This window comes from Rhodoluna miladensis (SeqCode), from assembly GCF_965234705.1.
Taxonomy (GTDB): domain Bacteria; phylum Actinomycetota; class Actinomycetes; order Actinomycetales; family Microbacteriaceae; genus Rhodoluna; species Rhodoluna miladensis.
This window is the reverse complement of the sequence record NZ_OZ248465.1, coordinates 1,144,866-1,169,191: the sequence shown is the minus strand read 5'-3', so window position 1 is coordinate 1,169,191 and position 24,326 is coordinate 1,144,866. Positions and strand designations below refer to the sequence as shown.

Annotated in this window: 2 protein-coding genes; both read left to right on the top strand. The window is 52.3% G+C overall.

Annotation, left to right across the window (positions count from 1 at the left end; all coding sequences use genetic code 11):
• Positions 1-42: 42 nt before the first annotated feature.
• A complete protein-coding gene (locus AC8GDC_RS05765) occupies positions 43-23,511 on the top strand; it encodes a fibronectin type III domain-containing protein (protein WP_506557703.1) in 23,469 nt (7,822 codons plus the stop codon).
• Between the two features lie 166 nt (positions 23,512-23,677).
• The gene (locus AC8GDC_RS05760; protein WP_506557702.1) at positions 23,678-24,298 is read left to right on the top strand and encodes an LON peptidase substrate-binding domain-containing protein; all 621 of its coding nucleotides are present in this window, start codon (positions 23,678-23,680) and stop codon (positions 24,296-24,298) included.
• Positions 24,299-24,326: the final 28 nt, after the last annotated feature.

Genomic DNA, 24,326 nt, shown 5'->3' with positions numbered 1-24,326 from the left:
AAAACCAATGGATTCCTTGGCCCCAGGCACAGAAGGTTTGAGATGAATATCCGGGCATTCGGAAGGCTGCTGTTTAGCGGCTTTGGCCTGCCAAAGCTGGCCTACCGGGAGTCAAATTTCCTGCCAGAGCCTAAGCCAAAGGGCCTGTTTGGAGCCCTGAGATCCAAGCGCGTTCTCAAGTGGATGGTCCCAAGCGTCGCCTTTTTTGTGCTTTTGGCCTCAACGCAGGCATCGAGCGCGGCAACTCTTTCTTCGAATTCGAACCAATGTCAAACCGAAGTCGGGAGCCTATCTGGAGTATCAATTGGTCTTTATTCAAACAAGTGCGTAATAACTTTTTCTGGAACCGGCTCTCACACTTGGACCGCACCATCCGGTGTTACCACCTTCGACACTCTTGTTGTAGCAGGTGGTGGAGGTGGTGGTGCCGACGGTGGTAGCGGTGGTGGATCTGGTTCGCTTTATGAAGCAACAGTCAACCTCAACGGAAACACGGGAAGACAATTCGCAATTTCAGTTGGAGTTGGTGGCACACGAATAACTCACACAGCAGTAAACGGAGAAGCGTATACTCCTAACGGTTCAGCAGGTGGAAACTCATCCATAACTCAAAGCGGTCTTGGATTCTCAATCACTGCCTATGGTGGAAACCCGGGTTTCTGGCCAGGATCCAACTACAACGTGGCCGGCGGTTCGGGTGGATCACAACCGGTTGCTAACGCTGGTTCTGCTTCCCTCACAAATGTTGGTTCCTACGCTGGACGACAGGGCGCTACCGTTGGTGGTTATAACTGGGCACAATCGGGGTACGATGGCGCTGCTGGAGTAACGTCGAGTCTCTTTAGTGGACAGTTCATTGGTAGCGGTGCAAGCGGTGCCCACCTAGATGGGAATCTAAGGCCTGGAGGAAATGGTGGCGCTGGTGGTGGTGGGCGCGGTTCCGGAGGTAATGCCAACGACGGGTGGGCTGACTACTTTGCTGGACATGGTGGAACGAACACAGGTGGTGGTGGTGGTGGTTCCCGAAACGGAAACGTGGAGCAATACACTATCGACGGGCGAAGTGACGCTTCAAGAAACGGTGGTACCGGAGGCTCGGGTGTTGTAAAGATTGCCTACATAGCGCCCGCTCTATCCCTGACCACAAGCGCAAACGGCGCCCGAGTAGGGGTGGACATGCTTGTCCAGCCAGCTATTCAGCTGAAAAACAGCGCCAATAGCAACTTTGCTTCCAGCGGTGTAGTTGTAACCGCGGCAGTTACCTCTGGCACAGGGGTCCTCTCCGGAGCCACGGCAACGACCAATAGTTCTGGAGTGGCCCAGTTTACAAATCTGAGGTTTACCACGGGAACCGTGGGGACACTCACCCTGACCTATAGCGCCCCTGGGTTCGTCAATGTCACCCAGCAAATTAAGCTACAGACTCTTTCGACTGCCATAACAATTTCGGGCTCGAGTAGCTCCGGTGGAAATTTTGTGCAGGGTGTTTGGTTGGCAGATGCGGCTGGCGCTACCAACATTCTCAACACAGATCTTCAGACCCACATGCAGTCCTTCTCCACAACAGTTGAGTCGAGCGGAAGCATTTCCGTAGAGGCAAACATCGGCTCGACCTCTGCCGGAAGAGGATTAACCCTCAAAGCAATCTCAGATGTCTCCGTGAATCCCAATCTCACGCTTTCAACCAATAACGGAAACTTGGTGCTTTGGGCTCGATCGGGATCCACACAGAACACAAGTAGTCAGAGCGGCCAGGGACGTATCTCGATAGGAAACGGAACATCAATAACCACAAATGGCGGCGCTATTGTGCTGGCTGGATCCAGTTCAATTGATGCCTCAGGTTTTCCAAACGGTCACGCCTTCACTGATGCCTCGTCCGGAAATAGGTACGCAATTGCGCTTGGAACCAGCAACAGTGCTAGCGGTGTGAGCCTGAATTCCGCAGGTGGTCTCATTCGGCTTTACGGCCAAACCGGTTCATCAGCCACTCAAGCCTACGCGGGAGTAGCGTCGACCACTTCTCAGACAACAGTTGATTCAGGTTCAGGCAGGCAAGATTGGAATTTCATAAGTGCTACAACAGCCGATAACGCCTTCGAATCCTGGGGCGCACTAACAATCCAATCATCGGCTAACGCTAACCCATCAACTCCTGCAATTAACTTTGTAGTTCGCCATAACACTTCAAGTACGACTTTCACCCCTGTTCAAAGCCAAGGTCATCGACCTTTCCACAAGTTCATCGCTTCCGGTGGTGGAGATTTGAATGTTTCAGTTACATCCTCGGCAGACGTCTACGCAGTAGACAACGTCGCCGGTTTCCAATTCCTGGCAAGCAGCGGCCAGATAACGATTGATACCGGAACCAACGGATTGAATCTAACTGGCCCCAGTGCCACAGACAGCAAGCAATTGTTTTTTGGGGCTGATGGATCTGGTTCGTCATCGTCAAATGTGAAAATCATTGGCAATCGCTTTGTTGAAGCTACTGCAAATAGTGGCACCGGAGTGGTCGTCGCAAAGACTTCCGGAACGGTATCTATCGAATCCTCTTCCACTTCGTTCAGGGACGCTCAGACATTCGATTCAACTTGGGCGTTCACAGGAAACACCGGTCTGACAATTGGAAAAACTGGCAATACCGCTGGAGTCACTGTTTCAGGCACAAACTCGGTTGCCGGAAATCTCAGCATCATTGGCGGCGCCATTGCCATAAACGGGAACCAAACTACAACAAGCTCCGGAAACATGGTGATCACTCCCTCTGGGGCCTACTCAGGTTCGGGGGTTTTGAACTCTGCTGGAACGTTGACAATTAGCGGAGGCACGACCCTAGACCCAACTGGAAACCTTCGTTCTGGTGGAAACATCACCTTAACAAGTTCTGCGAAGAGCACTCTCACCACTTCTATCTCGTCTACTGGCGGTGAGATTTCCGTAACTGCAGGATCGACTTCCTCTAGCCCTGCCCTTGAATTAGCCGGTGCAAAGATCACCACAAGCAACAACAGGATTAGCTTGACCGGAACAAGCACTTCATCCTGGGGAATTTATGTGAAGAACTCGTCCTTAATTCAGACAGTCTCTGGGGACATCAACATCAATGGTGTTGGTACCGGCTGGGGAGTGGGTTTTGCAGCCGCAGAAGTTCTATCAACCAGCGGTGCCATAACCATTAATGGAGGAACACTGGGAATTGTCGCAGGCGATGGCGCGACGACTACTTTAGGCGCCACGGCCAGCACATCAGCTTCGGGAGACATTACCTTGATTGGTGACAATTACTGGGGCTCGTCGACAGCGGTTAACGTAAAAACTTCAGGAACTGTCCTCATCAGATCCGCTGCGCAACAGTTCTCAGGTGCGATCACTATCAACAACCACACATTCTCCGGTCACGCAAGCTTGACAGTTGGAAGATCCACTAATCAGCGCAATGTGACATTGACTGGTGGTTCAGTAAGCGTTGTAAACGACTACACCGTTTACGGAGGTGCGATTACTCAGACTTCGAACGTCACTTCTTCCACCGGATCGATTTACATGTACCCAACAGGTGCATTCTCAGGAGCTGGATCCTTAACATCTTCCGAGGGAACAGTCCGAGTAACTGGTGGAACAAGTGTTGACCCGACAGGTGCAATCCAGGCTTACAGCAACGTTGTGCTTCGCGGCTCTGGGCAAATCACAACAGCAACAAACGCGACTATCACCTCCAGAACTGGACTTGTTGAGGTGACAACCTCAGGGGGCTTGGTGACTCTAGGGAAGGACGTGACGGCCAACGGATCAATTGCGGTAAGTCTGACTGGGGCTTATTCGGGTGCGGGAACACTGACTGCAACTACTGGAACCATTACCCTGAGCGGTGGCACCAGTATTGCACCAACCGGTGCTTTTACGGCTGCAGGCGACATAACAATCAGCGGAAGCGCCCGAGGCACATTCGCCTCTCAGGTGCAATCCACTGCAGGAGCTGTAACTATAAACACTGGCTCACTAGCTAGCACAAGTGGAGGTTTGTATTTCACTACTGGATCAGTTGTAACAAATGCTGGAGACGTAAATCTGACAGGGAATGCGTCTGCAGAATGGGGCGCTTACTTCGAAAATGCTGCCATGGTCTCGACCAATACAGGCGATATCACCATCACTGGAAATGCCCCGTGGAATGTTTGGGGTGTTTATCTCAGGGAGACAGAGATTTTATCTACCAGTGGAAACATCGTCATCTCCGGAGGAACTTCTTGGGGGTTGTACACGGGTTATGTCGGTACTTCCGATATAGGGTCCATAGCAACCGGTCCAATTTCAACCAGTTCAGTGACTTTAATTGGAGATACCTACCAGGCACACACGGCCGTTCGAATAAGGACCTCGGGACCAGTCGTAATCGAATCGAACGCAAACCAGTTCACGGGTGCCACGACAATTACCTCCCACACTTTTACGGGTCACTCAAGTTTGAGAATTGGAAAGACAACCAACGCCACGGCATTGACTGTAAGCGGAGGCTCGACAAGCATCGTTGGCGATTACACGGTTTATGGATCTGCTGTTTCTCAAAACGCGGCTGTGACCTCTTCAAATGGCTCAATCCTATTTAACCCAACAACTACTTACGTAGGTTCTGGTACATTAACTGCTTCCGCCGGTACGGTTCGAATAACTGGTGGTTCAAGCATTGCTCCGACCGGTGCGATACAGGCAAGCAGCAATATTGTCCTTCGCGGAACCGGTGACATCAGCACCGCTACTAGCGCTACCCTCACCTCCTCCACGGGAACCGTTGAAGTTAATTCGAGCGCGGGAAAGATTGAACTGGGATTGGACATTAGAGCTGCGGCTAGCGGCGCTGGAGTCATCGGGTTCTTGGCCAAGACAACCGATCGAATTTACATGAGCTCAAGTGCTGATGTAGAAACCTCGGGATCAGACATTGTCTTTTGGGCAGATTCAGATGACAACGGGGTAGGGCCAATATTCTTGAGCGGCACTAATTTAGTCAAATCGAACGGCGGAAAAATAGTTTTTGGTGGTGGACTCGACAACGGTGGAGCTGGTGATCTTTCTGGCAGAACGGCAAATGATGGAGTGCCGGATGGCTACGCCAAAGCGGTAAGTGGCTTTAGCTTTGAGGGGACAAATCACGCAGGAATTGGGTTTGAAACTGGATACCAGCTGCTTTCGGGTGGTGGCAACATCGAACTCATGGGTCAGGGTGTGATCGGAGGCGGTGTTGGCTTCGACCATGGCATAGCGCTAAAGGGTGGATTGATTTATTCTGACACTGGTCGTATATCGATTGTTGGTAAAGGCCCTAACACTTGCACGTCCAACTATCACCGCGGTATTTTCACTGGCTGGGTGGGAAATACCCATATCGTTTCAAATTCCACTGCAAGTGATGCGATATACATGCGTGGAAACACTGACGCATGCAACAACACCGGGACAGTTAATGCAAGTGCAATACAGGGCTGGAGCGAGAAGACCTTTGTTGCAACGCCAAACGGTGGCGGAATTGTCCTTTCAGGTACGCAAGGCAACGCAAGTCATGTAAACAGCTGGTATACGAGCGACATGCTTTTGCTAAGTGGCTACCAGCTGATTTCAAACACTGGGCCCATAACCATCAACGCGACCAAGGCAACCACAAGTACCACCAAAGGAGTTAGTTTCAGAGATAACGGTGCCGGAACTACCTACCTAGGTGCCCTAGCGAGCAATCACTCAACTACCTACTTGGCCTATCCGACAATTGCAGCAGTTGCAAGCAGCTCGAATGTAACAATCAACGCTGATTCAATTGAGACTAAAGCAACATCATTCAACGCCACTGGGCATATTATTTTGCAACCTAATGCCGTGAGTTTTGATATCGCGCAAACTATGACCGCTGCTGACTGGTCAACATCTTGGCCCCGAACTTACGCGAGCGTGACAATTGGTAAGCCTGGATCCGTTGCCGCGGGTCAAACTCCCAATGACATTTCCTTGGATGCCATATCAGCAACAGGTGAAATCAAGGTCTACGGCAAAAACATCGCACCGAAAGCGCTCACAAGTGGCGAAAGAATCATCTTGTCTGGAACGGAAGACGTGACTCTAAGTGCAACCACTACCGCTGGTTCGGGAGGGGTCAGTGTAACGGCTGGCCGCGATACTTTCATAAACGCAAGCACTTCCGCAGGTTCTGGTGGACTTAACTTCAAGGCCGGGAGGGACGTTCTTGTTAACACCGCCACCAAATCGATTACTACATCCTCTGCCGGCAACATCGTGTTCTGGGGAAACAGCGCAGGATCAGGCGGTGAGGTTGATACGGGTGGAGCTAACGTGACCATCAACTCAAGCGGTGGCGACATTGTGATTGCCGGTGGAGCCGACGATGGAGCAAATGGCGGAACCAGTGCTGATGGCATTCCGGATAACTACTTACTTGGCCGTACTTGGAATCACACTGCTCGACTACTGGCCTCTATGACATCAGGTAACGGAGATATTCTGGTTCGAGCCCAAGCAACATCCGGAAGTACTGCAAGTGCTCAGAGTGCTATTCGCGTAAACGCCGGAGTTCAAATCACTGCAACCGCCGGAACGATTCGATTTGACGCTCGCCAGAATTCAGGCAACACATCAGCCAGTAACCAATACGGAATCTGGCTGGGTAATGAAGGAGCCAAAGCTGTAATTAGGTCTGCCTCGGGAGACGTGATTCTTAACGGTGACGCCAGCCAGTCGAACCGAGCTCAGCGAAGGGGTATTGCTCTTCTGGGAGTGGACATCGTTGCAACCGCCGGAAATGTTGAGCTAAACGGTAACTCTCCAGCTCAGGTCGAATCATTCGATGTTCTAGGTTGGGCAACTTCGACGGTGACGGCCGGAGGAAACATCCTGGTCTCTGGAGCGCGAACTTCCGCTACCGAGTTCATCACTTTCAACGCCGGGGGAACAACCACCCTCACTGTCGGTCAGTTAATTGGTGGCGATGCTGGAACTAACACCAGCACAACCACAAGCGTGGCAACTGCGTTTGCAGGAAGTGGTTCAGTTGTTATCCAGCCCACCTCAACAAGCTTCACAGCAGCACAAACTTTAGCCAACGTCACAATGGCTTCGAGCCTTACCGGGCTGACAGTTGGTAAATCTGGCAATACAGCAGGAGTCACTCTTCCGGTTGCTTACTCCATTGCAGGTGACATCAATGTATTCAGTGGTGCTGTAACCGTTAGTGCAAACCAGGCAACCACTAACTTGGGAAACATCACAATCACCGCATCTGGCGATTACACAGGATCTGGAACCTTGACTTCAGCAGGGGATCTGCTAATCAACGCTGCTGCTACAACGGTTGGTGCTGCAATGCAGGCAAATGGTGATTTGGATATCGTCAGCACATCATTATCGGTGGCTCGCAGCCTTACCTCAACGGTAGGAAGAATTAACCTCAAGTCGGCAGATAACATTGTTATTCAAGCGGGATCATCTTTGAGCAGCAAAACCAAAATCCAGGCACCTGCTGGTGACATCACATTACAGTCAGACTCCGACGGAGACAACGATGGCTACATCTGGATTCAGAACTACACCAACATTTCGACCGGAAATGGCGGCGGCGACATCCTGCTCTCTGGAGGATCAAACCCAGCTACTGGATTCGCAACCGCTGCTAGCGTCGATGCCACTTACCGCCCAGGTGTTCTGTTAGGAGAATTCCCAGCCAATGCCGGTTATGCAGATGGCGTCACCCTAGCTTCGGGTACAGGAGACCTTACAATCCGCGGTAAGGCGATTGGAAACTACAATTCTCGCGGAGTGCTGATTCCGCTTTCAAGTACAGAAGCAAACAAGTCATCGCTTACAGGAACAAATATCACAATTGTTGGTGAGTCCGCAGGGGCTAACAGCTGGTATGGAATCGAAATTGGAAATGCCGGAAGCTCGACTGCGACGAACGTAAAGACTATCTTCAACGCCATCGGGACATTGTCACTAACTGGAACAAGCTCTAACTACGATGGTGTTGGCGCTTGGGGTAATTACGAATTCATCGGAAATCGAATCACCATTACAGGCTCAGGCCCTCGACGTCCCGTAGCTCTTTTCTATGGTGCCTCCTCACCTTCATCGATAGCTGCAGGCTCAGGTGGCTTCAGCTTCTCGGCTACCAAGTCTGGAACAGTCGTTGACGATGACGCGGCTATCCAACCCGGGTTATTTAGTTCTTCTGGTTCCGTATCACTAGTTTTCGACGCCTCAACATCTTCGGTTGCGGCTTTGACAGTAGGGGTGCCAATGTCTGTCACAAACACTGACGTGACTGTTCGTTCAAACAACGTGAGTTTGACTGGTTCAATCAATACCGGAACGGGAGCAGTTAAGTTCGAACCCTTCACATCCTCAAGGGCACTTACAGCTGGGACCGAAGTGGCGGGCACATTGTCGCTAACTGCAGCTGAGCTAGGAACAATCACAGCAAGCACGCTCAGGTTAGAAACCGGCGGAAATCTTGATGTCACAAGCAGCCTAACCTTCACAAACAAGGTTTCAACCCTGGCTATTCGAGCAGGCGGTAACGTCACTGCGGCCTCCGGCCTTTCAGTGGTGGTAGCGAACTTGGGTATTGACGCTGGAGGGAACATTAGCTGGCCAGGTACCGGTCATAACGCAGCAGTAATCGCCTTGAATGCAGGGGCTTCCGGAACCATCAGTTTTGGTCAAAGTGCCAACTATTCCGTAGCTGTCGTGGACGGCATCGATCCCGAATTTGGTTTGGCAACAAAGTTTGTCCTGAGCAACGTCGATCGCACCAATACCGTCGATCGATTCATGGCGGTTACCTTCAATCCACCACCTGCCGTGGTTCTTCAAGACAAGTTCAACAACCCTCTAGCTTCAAACAACTTGTCAGCCTCTGCCTACGTGGTTCGCTCAACCATGTCAGTCACAAGAACTGACAGTGGAACACTTTCCTTAGATGGTTCAACCCCAACCAGCCAGGGTGGAACCAGCACCTTTACCGCACTTCGTGTAAATGGTGGAACTGGTCTTGTAGCTATTAGCTACTCTGCAGTTTCCTCCACCGGAACTGCACTTGTTGATGCAACCTCTGGTTCAACCTCCACCGCAGCCAACTATCTAGTTCGTGCCGGTGAACCAGCCTCCATCGAACTGACCTTCTCATCGACTACCACCCGCGCGGGTCTAACTGGTCTTTCCCCAATGGCCACCTTGAAGGATTCAACCGGCAGCACTCTGACCACAGGTGATTACAAGAACGCCACGGTCACAATCACCATGACCGGTGACACTAACCGGATCATCTCTGGTTCAACTGCGCCTACAACCGATGGTGTTGCCAGATTCCCGAACCTGGTTGTTGCGGGTACCGCAGCAACCAATGGCTACACCCTGACTTTCTCGGTGTCATTCCTAAACTCCTCGAATGTCACTCAGACCGTAAGTCGTTCTCAGGTGATCTCGATTACCGCTGGTACTCCGACCACGCTTGCTATTAGCTCAACTTCGCAGACCGTCGTCAACCGCGCCACACTGTCCGACATCGCCCTTACTGTTTTGGATGACTACGGCAACCCTGCCGCCTTCGGTTCGCCAACTTCTGTCGCCGCAACTGTAAGTGCTGGTTCGAACCTGGGTCTAACCCCAACTGTTTCTGGAACTACAACGAGAAGCACCGACAGCAATAGCTCGATTGCAACATTCAGCGGCCTTTCACTGTCTGGAAAAGTTGACACCTACACCCTTACATTTGCATCGAGTGGCCTTACCACAACCACTCACACCGTCCGAGTCACTCACGGCGCTGCGAGTGCTCTAACAATCTCAGCTCCGTCAACTGCCGCCAACGATCGCAACTTCGGATCCAACGTTGTTGTTGACATCGTTGACCTTGACGGAAACGTTGTGACCAGTGGTGACCAGTCAACCCAGACCATCACACTGGATGCGAACACGACTTTGACCGGTACAAGGGCTATGTCTGCAACAGCTGGTCGCGCCACATTTACTAACCTCAGAATGCTGGGTCTAGTTGGAACCAAGACTCTCGAGGCAAGCATTGGGGTTCCTAGCTCAATCTCAAACACGGCGAACATTGTTCTTGAGTTCGGTGACGCAACAAGAGTTGCGCTAACGCGCCAAGCTGCTGGAATAGTGAACCGGGCTGACTTTACAACTCAGCCTGTGCTTGCAGTTCTTGACTCATCGGGCAACGTGGTCACAAACCACTCCCAGTCGATAACGGTGACCAGAGCTGCAGTTGATGCGGCTAAGCCTGCAACGCTAACGGGAACTCGAACCATACTTCCAAGCTCGGGTGTTGTGACCTTCACCAACCTGCGCCTGGAAGGAAGGGTAGGGGAGTTTGACCTAACCTTCGAGTCCGGTTCTATAAGCTCAACGACCCAAATGGTCACCTTGACTCACGGTGCCGTTGAGAACGTTGTTATCACCGGCGCAACTACAGCATCTAACGCCCGAACCTTCGGCTCAGCTATCCGAGTTGAGATTCAAGACTTCGATGGAAACCTTGTCACTTCGGGAACTGCAGCTAGCCAGAACGTAGTTCTTTCAGCTTCCGGATCGACACTTTCTGGAACGACCACCAAACAGGCTGTGCTTGGAGCGATCGAGTTCAATGACCTTGTACTCACTGGTTCCACTGGTGCAAAGACACTAGCCGCAACCATCTCGGATCCAGCTACAAAGGCCGGCACCCGAACCATTACCGTGGCTCACGGTGCTGCAACGCAGCTTGTTCTAACTACCTCGGCCTCTCAGGCAGTGAGCCGACAGAACCTCGGGGTTCAACCAGTTATTCAGGTCCGAGATGTTTCTGGAAACCCAGTTAGCGACTTTGTTGGTCGAGTATCGGTTGCAGTTTCTCGTGTTAGCGGAACACCATTCTCGCTAACTGGGACAAGAGTTATTGACCTAAACGGTTCACCAACCGCCACATTCTCAGGTCTTGGTCTTTACGGAGCGGTTGGTGATTTCACCCTCACCTACACAGGTCTTGATACTGCAGCTAACCAGAACCTAACTTCTGCCACGCAGAGCATTACCTTGGCGCACGGAACGGCATCAAACCTGCTGATAACTTCACCTGCCTCCGCCCGAAACGCCATCACGCTCGGTGGCAACATAACCGTCGAAGTCCGTGACCAGGACAATAACCGCGTGACCGGCAGCAACGAACAGGTCACCTTGTCGATCTCTGATGCCACAATTTCGGGAACCGCCCAGAGAAACGCAGCAAGCGGTATTGCCACCTTCGGCTCCCTTGCCTTCATTGGTGCCGAAGGTGCCAAGACATTGACAGCAACGCTGGCTTCACCATCGATTACAGAAACTGCTGACCTAACTCTTGAGTTTGGTGAAGCTAGCAAGCTTGCAATTTCTCAAGCTGCCAGCGGAGCTGTCAACCGAGCTAACTTCAGCGTCCAGCCAATCATCCAGGCTCAGGACGTATCTGGAAACGTGGTTGATGATTACACCAGCTCGGTCTCGATTGCAGTTTCAAGATCGGCTAGCGCTGTTGCCTTTGGATTATCTGGCACAGGTGCGCTGAACGCTTCGGCCGGTGTTGCAACATTTACAGGTCTTGGTCTGTTTGGTGAAACCGGGGACTACACACTGACATATAGCTCGGGCTTACTGACCACGACTTCACAGACTCTGCGAATGACTCACGGTGTTGCTACCCAGGTCAAGATCATCGACGGACCTGGTGGAGTTCAGAATGGAGCCACGTTTGGTCTCTCTATCGCCACACAAATCCAGGACCAAGATGGAAACACTGTTACTACCGGTAGCGATGCAACTGCAATTGTTACGCTGACTCCTAGCGGGGCGACCTTGACCGGTACACGCAGCAAGGCTTCCAGTTCTGGTACCGCTAGCTTCGGTGGCCTAGTGATGACCGGTACCGCAGGAGCCAAGTCAATCACTGCAACCACCGCAACCTTTACAAGCGAGCCATACGCCATCACCCTAAACGTTGGTGCGGCAACCAAGCTTGTTCTAACCACCTCGGCTACGGGATTTGTCAACCGAGTTGATTTTGCTACCCAGCCGGCTGTTACTGTTCAGGACTCATCGGGTAACACAGTCACTACTTACTCAACTGATGTGACCGTGACCGCAACCCCGGTTGATGGTTCAGTAACTGCGACAATCACGGGAACACTATCTAGAACCCCAAGCACAGGTATCTCTACCTTTACCAACCTGCGCCTGGATGGAAAGGTTGGTCAATACGATTTGACCTTCAGCTCGGGATCAATAAGTTCAACCACCCAGAGAGTGACTCTCACTCACGGTGCCGTTAGCGCAGTTGTTCTAACTGGTGCAACAACTGCCTCCAACGCTCGAACCTTCGATTCTTCAGTCACGGTTGAAATCCAGGACGCTGACGCTAACCGAGTCACCACCGGAACCGCAGCTAACCAGTCGATTGTTATAACCGCAACGGGTGCAACAATCTCGGGAACTACAACAAGGTCCGCAAGCTCGGGTATTGCAACCTTCAATGACTTAGGTCTCACTGGATCGGCTGGCTCCAAGACCTTGACCGCAACTATCTTGGATCCAAGCAGTCGGACTGGAACCAGAGCAATTGATCTTGCCCACGGTGTTGCCACCCAGTTGGTTGTTGTTAGCTCTTCAACAACTTCTGTCAACAGAACTGACTTTGCTAGCCAGCCGGTGATCTCGGTTCGAGATGTTTCTGGAAACCCAGTAAGTAGCTTTGTTGGAAGAGTAGAAGTTGCTGTCAGTAGCGGCGGCTCTAACGTGGCCGTATTGTCTGGAACGGTCTTTAGGGATCTAAGCTCTTCGCCAACTGCAACATTTACTGATTTACGCCTAAACGGTGAAGTTGGAAACTACACACTTACTTTCACCAGCACAACCGCTGGCATCTCATCGGCTACTCAAGCGATGGCCCTTACTCCAGGTGCTGCGGACAACCTCGAATTGGTAGTTCAAGCTAACGCTGCTAACGCGACCGTAATTTCTGATGTTGTGGTTCGAGTCAGGGACGCTAACAACAACGTCATTTCTGGAAACACCTCGTCGATTGTCTTGACGGTTTCCAACGCAACAATCTCTGGTACCGCAACTAGATCTGCTGTAGCTGGAGAAGCTACCTTCCCAGGTCTGGCAATTGTTGGTACCACTGGATCCAAGACATTGACCGCCACAATGACTTCGCCTGTTTCATTGACTCAGACAGCAAGCATCCAGCTAACATTTGGTGCAGCGACCAAGCTTGCGGTGACCACCGTGGCAACTGGCGCTGTGAACAGAACTACCTTCACCACCCAGCCAACGGTCACTGTTCAGGACGTTTCTGGAAACGCTGTCACTAGCTTCAACGGTGATGTCTCGATTGCAGTTAGCCCTTCAGGTGCAGCGATTTCCGGAACAACTACTCGCACCCTGACTGGCTCTGCTAACGCAGGATTCACCGGTCTTGGTCTAAATGGAACCGCTGGGGATTACACCCTGACCTTTACCTCGAGCGGTCTAACTGCAACCAGCCAAACCATCAGGCTCACCCACGGTGTTGCGGTATCGCTTTCCCTAACCGGCGCAACAACTGCAGCCAACGACCGCACCTTGGGATCTGCTGTTGTGGTTGAAATCCTTGACGAAGACTTGAACCTGGTCACAACCGGAGCCCAGTCAACCCAGACAATCTCGGTCACAGCTTCTGGTGCAACTCTGAGCGGAACTACACAAATCAGCGCGACTGGAGGTCGCACCTCCTTTGGATCCCTCAAGCTAGTTGGCGAAATAGGAACCAAGGCCCTAACCTTCAAGATTCTTTCGCCTCAGGAAATAACCGCTAGCCGCAACATGGAGCTTGGCTTTGGTGCTGCAACCAGTGTCTACTTGAGCAACTCGGCTTCAGGCATTGTCAACGATGTGGATTTTGCCACCCAGCCAGTGTTGATTGTTCAAGACTCTTCTGGCAATAAGGTGACCAACCACGCAAGCAACGTCACCGTCACCGTCACTGCAGTTGATGTCAATAAGCCTGCAACGCTGTCTGGAACAAACAGCGTTGCTCCTGGATCTGGAATTGCAACCTTTACTAACCTGCGCCTCAAAGGAAAGGTTGGCCAGTTCGATCTAACCTTCAGCTCCGAGAACCTAAGCACCACTACCCAAAGGGTGACCCTGACTCACGGAGCAGTCGCGGCCGTTGTGCTAACTGGTGGAACAACTGCTGTGAACGCAGGGGCATTTGATTCGCCGATTACCGCTTCGATCCAAGACGCTGATCAGAACCTGGTGACAACCGGCGTTAGTTCAACTCAGAACATCGTGCTTTCGGCGACCGGGTCGACGCTTTCTGGAACTTTGACTCTTGCAACCACAGCCGGTCAAGCGACCTTTAGTGACCTGAAGCTAACTGGCTCCACGGGAGATAAGACTCTAACGGCAACTATCACTACCCCGAGCACCTTCATCGGTGATCGAGTAATCACCGTAAGCCACGGTGTTGCTCACTCAATCTCGCTACAGGTTCAGCGCAACGCCGTCAACAACCGTGTGATCTCTGATGTTGTCGTTCGAATCTTTGACGAGAGCTTAAACCTTGTGACAAGCGGAGCACAAGCCAGTGCTTCAATCTCGCTAGTTGGCTCATCGCCTGAACTAACTGGAACGCTAATCAGAAGCGCATCGGCTGGTATTGCAACTCTTGATGCTCTTAGGTTCCTAGGCTCTACGGGAGACAAGAACGTCAACGCACAGGCGGCCAGTTTGTCACTGACTTCCACGACAACCACCGTCGATGTCACCCACGGTGTTGCCACCAAGATAGTGCTTACCACCGCGGCAACAGGGGCTGTCAACAGAGCGGGCTTTGCAACTGTTCCGGTTGTGACCCTCAAAGACATCTCCGATAACACCGTCACCGACTCGAGTGCCGTCGTTGAGGTTTTAGAAAGCTCCTCCGGTCTGGATCTATCCGGCACTGAATCCAGAACACCTACTTTGGGTGTTGTGAGCTTCACCGGCCTTGGACTAATTGGAACTGTAGGGCAATACACACTTACCTACGCATCAACTGGTCTTACCTCAATCACGCAAACGGTCGAACTAACCCACGGAGCGGCAACCAAGCTCAGTGTCTTTACCCCCGCCGGCAGCTCGCGCTCCGGAGTGAACTTCGCTACCCAGTCGGTAATTCGAATCCTGGACCAGGACGACAACTTAGTTTCAACTGGTCCATCCTCAACCGAAACAGTCACTGTTGCTTTGGATAACCTGAACGCTCCATACCCTGTAACACTCTCTGGAGATGTTGACATTGATGCAATCGGTGGTCAGGCAAGCTTTGTTGACCTTCGCCTAACCGGAACGGTTGGCACCTACGACCTTGAATACACCGCTGCCTCATTGGCCCCTGCTAGCCACAGCATCCAGGTGCTCGCTGGTGAAGTGAGCTCCATCAGGGTTGTTACGGCTCCAGCTAATGCCGTTGCCGGTGTGAATTTTGGCAACACCGTCAGCGTTGAGCTACTGGATGCCGCCGGCAACCGAGTGCTTTCTGATTCGTCTACCGACGTCACCGCAACACTTGTTGCATCTACCGATGTTTCCTCCCGCGGTGTCACGGCAACAACCGCTAGGGCTTCAAGTGGTCTTGTCAGCTTTACTGGCCTTGACTATGAACTAGCTGGTGATCACAAAATCAGCTTTGCGGTTGGAAACATAAGCCAGCTCAGCACCTCGTTTACCATTACCCACGCCATAGCTAGCAAGTTCGTGATCAATACCCAGCCGGGCACAATGCGAAACGACATCGTTGTTGAAGATGCCCCGGCCCTTGCAATATTCGACGCATTCGATAACCCGGTTCTTTCAGGCTCTACGGTGTCGGTTACTGCAACGGTTGAAAGTGCCAATAAGAATGACATTTCCGAGATCTCAGGCAACACAACCTCGAGTACCGCCAACTTGAACCTTGTGAGCTTGCCGAACCTAAAGCTCAAGGGTAAGGCTGCCGACTATGTGATCCGCTTCACAGGAGCGGTTGACAACACCACCTTCTCGATTGATTCGCGCTCTACTGCTTTGACCTTCGGTGCTCCTACCCAGCTGGCCATTAGCCAATCGGCTGCCGGGGCAAGGGCCGGAAGCGCCTTTGAGACTCAGCCTTGGGTTGAGATTCGGGATAACTCAGCCAACTTGGTATCGAATAGCACCCTGAGTGTCTCGGCAACAGTTGCTGGCCGAACCATGGTTGGTACAACAAATGTTGCGGCTAGCGAGGGTGTTGTTAGATTCTCAGGGTTAGGAATTGAGGGTGCAGCTGCAACTGGGTTGGTACTTCGATTTACCGCTGAGTATCCAGCCGGTACCACTTTCCAAACAACGCAGACCATCAATCTAACTGCTGGTTTGGCTACCAAGTTCTCGATTATCCAGCAGCCAACTACCGTAAAGACCAGAGCGGAGTTCACAAACGCCGTATCGGTTCAGCTACTTGACCAGTTCAATAACCCGGTACCAACTGATTCCACGACGGTGATAACCGGTCAGCTCTACAAAGATCTAGCCCTGGCGTCGGCCACGGTGAATCGAACCATGCCGACAATTTCTGCTCAGGCCAGCGGGGGAGTTGCCACCTTCACAGGTCTTGCCCTGCCGGTGCTTCCAAGCAATGACTACTTCCTGCGACTTGCCTTAGACTCTTTCTCTGTTCTTTCGAGTCAGTTTGAAGTCTTGCCAGGTGATGCAGTCACGGCAACCATTACTCGTCAGCCATCTAGCACGGTTGGTTCTGGATTGATGAAGACCGGAGATCTGCTACCAATTCAGCCAGAGATCACTTTGTATGACGAAGATGGTTATATTGCCCGCGGTGACACTGGAAACGTAACCGTTTCCATTAGCTCCGGAAGTGGCGGAACAATCACTGGAACAACCTCTCGCTCGGTTGTAAACGGCATCGCTGACTTCAGTGACATTCGCCTAATTGGTACCCCGAGCCAGGGCGGGGCCCCGGCTCAGCAATACAAGCTGACATTTAGCTTCGGAAACATCAGCTCTGCCGCCTCCAATGTTCTTTCTGTCACTAACGCCGATGCAGCAAAGCTTTCAGTTTCTTGGACCTCACCTACCGGTGTTGCCGGTGAGATCTTTACTGATAAGCCAGTTGTTACAATTCTTGACCGCTTTGAAAACGTGGTTGAAACCGGCAACGATTCATCGTTGGTTATTTCAGCAACCGCTCCTTTGGGTGGAAACCTTGGATCGTTTGGATTCATGGCTCAGGCTTCGGCCGGTAAGGCAACCTTCAGTACTTTGAACTTTGGTGGAACTGCCGGCACTAACTACTCGATTAGATTCGCCGCTCTTGGTCGCTCTGACATAACAGCAGCAACCAGGACCGGTGTTCAGGTCACCTATGGTTTGCCATACAAGGCAGTTTTGACCACCGAGCCACTATCACTAAGTGGTGGAGTGCTTACCAAGACTGGTTCACCTCTTGCCGCCCAGCCGGTTGTTCAGATTCAGGACTACTACGGAAACGTGGTGCTAAACAGCAACCTGACGGTATCGGTGACCCTGGATCGAGTCGGTGATTCACTCGATGCCAAGGACCGTTTGATCAACGGCCAACTTGCTGCCACCAACGGTGTTGCGACCTTTACCAACTTGGCCGTTGTTGCCAGACCTGGAACATCGAATGTTGGACCGCGTCCGGAATACCGCTTAGGCTTCAGTGCCGATCTTCAGCTTTCAGCTACCAGCGAGAAGCTCAGTTTCAGACACGGCGACCCAACCTCGATTGACATAGTGCGGCAACCAAGCTCCGTTATTTCAGCTGGGGTGCTCACCAAGACGGGAAGTGCACTCGAAGGATCTAACCAGCCAATTGTTCGCCTGCTCGATTTTGACGGCAACTTAGCTACCGAAGTCTCTGACGTTTCTGTTTCGGCAAGTGTTGTGCGCGGTGGCGGAGAAGCGCTAACTGAAGTTGGAGCCGGCAGCATTCCAAAGAACACCGCCACATTCACCGAAGGTGTTGCCACCTTCGCGAACCTCTCGATTGTTGCCCTGCCGGGAGTTGAGCAGGCCGTTCGCTTCGAGACGGCTGTTGGAAGTAGCACGCTTCAGTCGGTTGAAAGTGCTGGAATGAGCTTTACCCACTCCTATGCGCACCAGCTTGCTGTTTCCACTCAGCCTTGTACCGGCGATGTCGTAAACGACGTGTGTGAGGTTGGAATCACCGGCAACAACCTGAGCGTTCAACCAGTAATTGAAGTTCAAGATCGCTTTGGCAACCGGGTTGTGAACTACCAGGGCAGTGTTGTTGTTACCACGGCTAGCTCAGAAGCCACTCTTCGAAATGCCTCGATGGTTTCACAACCTTCGGTTTCAGTGAGCGTTTCCAACGGTCTTGCAACCTTTACCGACCTGCGACTGGTTGCTCTGCCTGGCACACCCGTTGCCCTTGATTTCTCGAGCAGTTCACTTCTTCCGGTGTCCTCAAGCCAACTCAGTGTTCTTGCTGCCAACGCAACCCAACTTGCAGTTATCACCCAACCGGTTGGCGGCAGAACCGGAGCCACCTTGGCGGTAGCCCCGGTTATTGAACTTAGGGATCAGTTCAATAACCGAGCCCTTAGCGATGACACCTCAAGGGTGAGTGTCACAGCTTCTTCTGGAACTCTGTCTAGAACAATGAGCGTCACGGCCACCGCCGGTCGAGTTAGCTTCTCAGATCTTGGATTTACCGGAACACCGAAGCTTGCCTACCAGCTCACCTTCACTGGCCTTGATTCCAACAACCAGTCGCTGACCCAGGTTGTTTCAAACGACTTCACAGTAAGCAATGCCTTTGCTAACAGTTTGGTGATTACCCAGCAGCCAACGGTCACCAAGACCGGTGAAGCCCTAGGAGCCACAGTTCTTGAGCTTCGAGACTTTGATGGCAACCTGGCCGAGGATGACTCGGAGACCGTAGTTAGGGTTGCAATCACCGGAGGCGATGGTTTGGCCAGGTTTGTTGATGGTTCAGATCAAACAGTTGATTACAGCACCACCTCGACCATTTTGCGCGCAACCGCTTCGGCCGGTGTTGTTCGATTCGATGGACTGCGCCTGGTTGGTACACCTAACGTGAACTACCAGTTGATCTTTACCGCCAACCCGGATGATCCAAACATCGACTACGACAGCTTGGCCTCTAACGCACTACCAATGACTCACGCCGATCCGACGAGTATGACCGTCACCCGTGGACCCACCGCTGATCGAACCGGTGAAGCACTAACGATTCAGCCAAGACTTGAGCTCAAAGACCGCTTTGGTAATTTGGCTACCCTGGATTCGGCAACCGTTGTCACGGCAAGTATTTACTCCGGCACCGGAGGATTGCTAGTTAGTGGAACTACCGCTCGGGCGGTAGCTGGTGTTGTCACCTTTGAAGGCCTTACCGCAACGGGTACTCCTGGTGAGCTTTACAAGCTATCCTTTAGCGCAAGCCCTGCAACGGGTGGAACAATCGTTGTTCAAGAAGCAGTTGGCTTTAGGCTCAAAAAGAATGTGGCGATAACACTTAGCTACGCAACTACAAGCTTTGTGGCCGATGGCTTGGTATCCAAGACCTTCACAAATGACTCACCTGGCGTGCCGGTTTTCTCGACTTCCAGCCCATCGACCATCTGTTTGGTGAATTCCTCAACCGGTCAAGCAACCATCAAGGGAGTTGGTACCTGTAGCATCGCGGTCACCGTTCCAAACACCGAGTTCTACTACGGTGCCAGCGGTAATGCCAACTTGGTTATCTCCAAGGCCGACCAGCAGGAGCTTGCCATCACAAGCGCAGACGAGGTGAACTACCTAAGTACCTTGAGCCTGACCCACAGCGGTGGTGATGGAACTGGGGCTGTTAGCTACACAGCCACCGGAAACCACTGTCGTGTGGCCGGAAACACCCTGTACACAATGGGTGCTGGAACTAGCTGTACCGTGTTTGTGATTCAAGCAGGAGATGCCAACTACAAGGCGGCAGTATCAGAAGGCTTTGAAGTTGAGGTCAAGAAGATTGCCCAGACTTCTCTTCGCTTAGCTAACGCCACTGCAGTTAGCGTTGGGGACCTAACGTTGTTTACCCGGGGTGGCTCTGGTGACGGGTCAGTAAGTTACGCAATCACCGCAACCGGAACTCCGAACCCGGGCTGTTCGATTGTTGATGGCAACAAGCTTCGTGCTACTGGCAACGGCAGTTGTGGTGTCACCGCAACCAAGGCTGCCTCGGCTAACTACAACCTGATTATCTCTACCCAGCAGACAATCACATTCAGCAAGGCTGAGCAGAGCGTGTTCTTCACTTCACCTCTAGTTGAGCTACCACTACCTGGTGCACTGTACACACCGATTGCAGAAGCCACCTCGGCACTCCCAGTGACCTACTCGATCACCGTGGGTGATGGGGCAGCTTGTGAGTTTGACTCTACGGATCCTTCGAAGATCAAGTTCTTAGCCTCCGGTAGTTGTGAGATTACCGCGACCCAGGCTGGAAACTCTCAGTATGTTCAAGCAAGCGCGACCCGAATGATTCAGGTTGGCTTTAGAAACCAGACCATCACGTTCTCGCCAATTACTGACCGACGCTTTGGTCAGCCTGCCTTTATGCTCAGCGCTACCGCTAGCTCAAACCTTCCCGTTGGCTACAGCCTTGATCAGTCGGTAAGCCCGCAGGCTTGTAGCGTTAGCACAACCGGTCTTGTGACCTTGACTCGCTCAGGTAATTGTTCAATCACCGCAAGCCAGGGCGGAAACCAGGTCTTTATGGCCGCAACGCCTGTGACCCAGCTGTTTAGAGTTGCCCCCGATACCGCCGGAGCCCCGCACGTCATCTCGGTCTCGGCTGCTAACCAGTCAATTACTGCCCTTTTCAACCCACCAAACTACAACGGTGGATCAAGCATCACCGCTTACCGCCTAGAAGCAGTGATTGAAAACACCACCGACACCTTCGTGAACCCAGGTTGTGTTATTGGCACTGCACCAATCACCTGTACAATCGTCGGCCTCGACAACGACGTGAACTACAAAGTTCGCGTTGCCGCAATTACCGAAGCGGGAGTCGGAACCTTCTCGAGAGATTCAATGTTGATGAGGCCAACAGAGAACAGCTCCGCTGTTCGAAACATGATTGCCACACCATCTGGTTCTCAACTAGATCTTGATTGGCTTGCCCCTCTAGCACTTGATGGAATCTTCGATAGCTATGAGGTGTACGTTTGGCCGCTGGGCACCAATGAACCGAGCGATCCAACCGAGGTGGTTCGAACTTCATCGCAGACCAGCGTCAGCTTCTCGTTGACGGAGCCAATCTCACAAAGCTTCAGTCTCTTCAGTTTCTTTAGTTCCTTTAGCGCACCTTCAATGACTGAAGTCACTAAAGCCGATGGCTACAACATCAAGATTGTGACCATAACAGACAAGCTAAACGATGAGGAACCAGAAAACACCACAATTGGTGCGCAGCAGGCCTTCTCTACTCCTGGAATTCCTGCCGCCATTGAGCTAACTAATGGATCCGATCAGATCATGGTTGGTTGGTCCACCCCCGCCTTTGATGGAGGACACGAGGTTCTTGGCTACCAGGTCATGCTCAATGGAGCCCTTGCTTGTCCGACAATCAGTGTTGACAATCAAAGTGTTTGCTCGGACACAGTAAACCGAGTCTTCCAAGTTCAAGACATCGAGGCGGGTCAGACCTACACCTTCCAGGTTGCCGCGGTGAACACCCTGGGTGTTGGTGCAATGGCAACCATCTCGCACTCCGTTCCGGCACCGGTGGTAAGCGGTGGCGGTGGAGCTAGCGCTGCACCTCCTGCTGCCCCGCCAAATCCAGTTAAGCCTCCTGCCCCGTCAAAACCGAGCCTTCCCGCTCCTCCGGTTGCGCCGGCCGCACCTCCAGCTGCTGCTCCCGCTGCGCCTAGCGGTCCCGGTGCCGGCTCAGGCGATTCTGGTTCGGGTGATTCTGCCGCGGGAACAGAAGTTGGTGCGCCTGCTGACGATGATGCGCCGCCTGTTCCTTTCGATCCGCTTGCTACCCCTGAAGGCGTGAAAGCCCTTACCGACGCGCTCGGAAATGCTGCCGCAGCCGTTGGTGCAATTGCTGCAGCCGCAGCTGCTGCCGCAGCAGCGGCCGGTGCTGCCGGAGCGGCAGCCGGTGGAGGATCTTCCGGTGGTTCTGGTTCTTCAGGCGGTTCCGGTGAAGGTGGTTCGATTGCGACCATTGATACCGCTCACGAGCGCTACGTTAACCGTCGTCGTGGCCGCGGAGATAAGTGGAAGATCTGGAAGAACAAGTGGTTGACCTTTGCTGACAAGCCTTCTATCTGGCTTGTTGTGAAGTCCGCTTGGCTATCTCCGCTGTTCTCCAAGATTGCCGTTGATGGAGCATATCTCCGAGCAGCCTTTGGCTCTTTGGGACTGCTGCCTACCATTGCAGCGGCAGCCATTTCGGTGATGAGCGTTTCCATGAACGATGGAGCAGTCCTGACTCCGCAGTGGCAGTGGTTTATTGTCCTTGCGGTAATCGGTATCTTCGATGCCTTCGCAGGTTTGGTCGGAACACTGATCTTCGTAGCAGGAACGGTTGCAACTGCCGGAACGCTAGGTATTGACGATGTCAGGCTATTGCTTGGTGTGATCATTGTGGGCTACGGACCAGCACTTCTTGCTAACGCCTTCAGAGCTTTCCGTAAGGAACCTGAAGAAGGCGAAGAGTATTGGTATGAGCGACTAGTTGACCTAGTAGTTCTTCCGTTCATAGGTGGCTGGGTAACCGCAACCATGATCAGCATCTTGCCAGCCCTTGCTGGAACCACCATGGCGGTAGCCAACCACGTCAACGAGTTTGCTATTGCGATTGCTATTGCAATCACACTGCGTGTGGTCTTCGAAGAGTTTGTTGCCAGATGGTTCCCGGGCAGACTAGATGTCCTGCACCCAACGGATGTAAGCGATCCAGTTCCGGTGCAGAAGTGGATTTCGGTTAGCTTCCGTCTAGCAATCTTCATCTTCGTGACAGCAGCACTTATGGGCAATGTCTGGCAGGTCTGGGTTGGATCCGCGCTGTTTATCTTGCCGACCATCATTGGTTTCTACTCTCACAAGTTCAGGAACGTGCCTTGGATCTGGCGCATTATGCCAACCGGTATCCCGGGACTAGCCTTTGCCTTGATTGTTGCCTCGGTCACAACCTCGATTGTGAACAGTTGGTTTGGAGCAACCCCTGATTTGGCCCTATGGTCCTTTGCATTGCTGCCAATTCCAATGCTTGGAATTGCCATCCTGGCCATGATTGGCCGCGAGGGCAATGAGGGAGAGGTCCGTTGGATTAGAAGACCTGGCTTCAAGTGGGTCTACCGAATCGGTGGAGTCTTCATGCTTTTGGCCACCATGGAGCTAGCTGGAGTCCTGGATATCTTCCCGTTCTAGGGCTGTATAAAGAAGTATCAATTGATACTTCTTTATACTCACTATAAAGAGGTAGAAACCCCTTGAACCTAAGCCTGAATAGGCCAATACAAGGGGTTTATCCCGTTCTTTAGCTATTTATCGAGGCTTACCATTGCTCTGTGATCAACTTTGAGGCTTTTGCCTGATGCCTGTTATCCCAATGTTCCCGCTGGGTTCAGTGCTGTTGCCAGCGATGCCGCTACAGCTTCGGATCTTTGAGCCTAGGTACCTAAAGCTGCTGGGGGATCTGGTTGCCTCCGAAAAGCCAGAATTTGGGGTTGTGCTGATTGAGCGGGGCCAAGAAGTTGGCGGCGGGGAAAAGCGTATGGAGATTGGAACCCTGGCCTCGGTTTCTGAAATAGGTACGACCGAAGATTTTCTAGGACTGCAATCAGTTGGCTCTTCCCGCTTTCGCGTTAACGCTTGGCTACCGGATGATCCATACCCGGTTGCTGATGTTGAGTTTTTGCCTGATCTGATCTGGGATGACTCACTGATGCCAGCTCGAGTTCATCTGGAAACTAAGGTTAGACAGCTACTTGCATTCGTTAGTGAATTCGGTGATCTGCAGTTTGCTGCCGACACAGCACTAAGCGATGACCCGATGGAATCTTGTTGGCAGCTGGCTGGCATCTTGCCAGTTGGACCACTTGATCAAGTTGACTTACTTGAGTCCCAATCAGCTGAAGAGCTAATTGCTCGAACTTACGAGATGGCGGTAGCTGCTGAGAAAACTCTTCGGGCGATTATGGATCAGCAAGCATAGAACGAAGAGCCTGGTTTGTAGTCAGGTT

Bases quoted from the DNA above. Each gene is read 5' to 3' on its own strand.
- AC8GDC_RS05765 (WP_506557703.1), top strand. From the start codon at position 43: ATGAATATCCGGGCATTCGGAAGGCTGCTGTTTAGCGGCTTTGGCCTG.
- AC8GDC_RS05760 (WP_506557702.1), top strand. From the start codon at position 23,678: ATGCCTGTTATCCCAATGTTCCCGCTGGGTTCAGTGCTGTTGCCAGCG.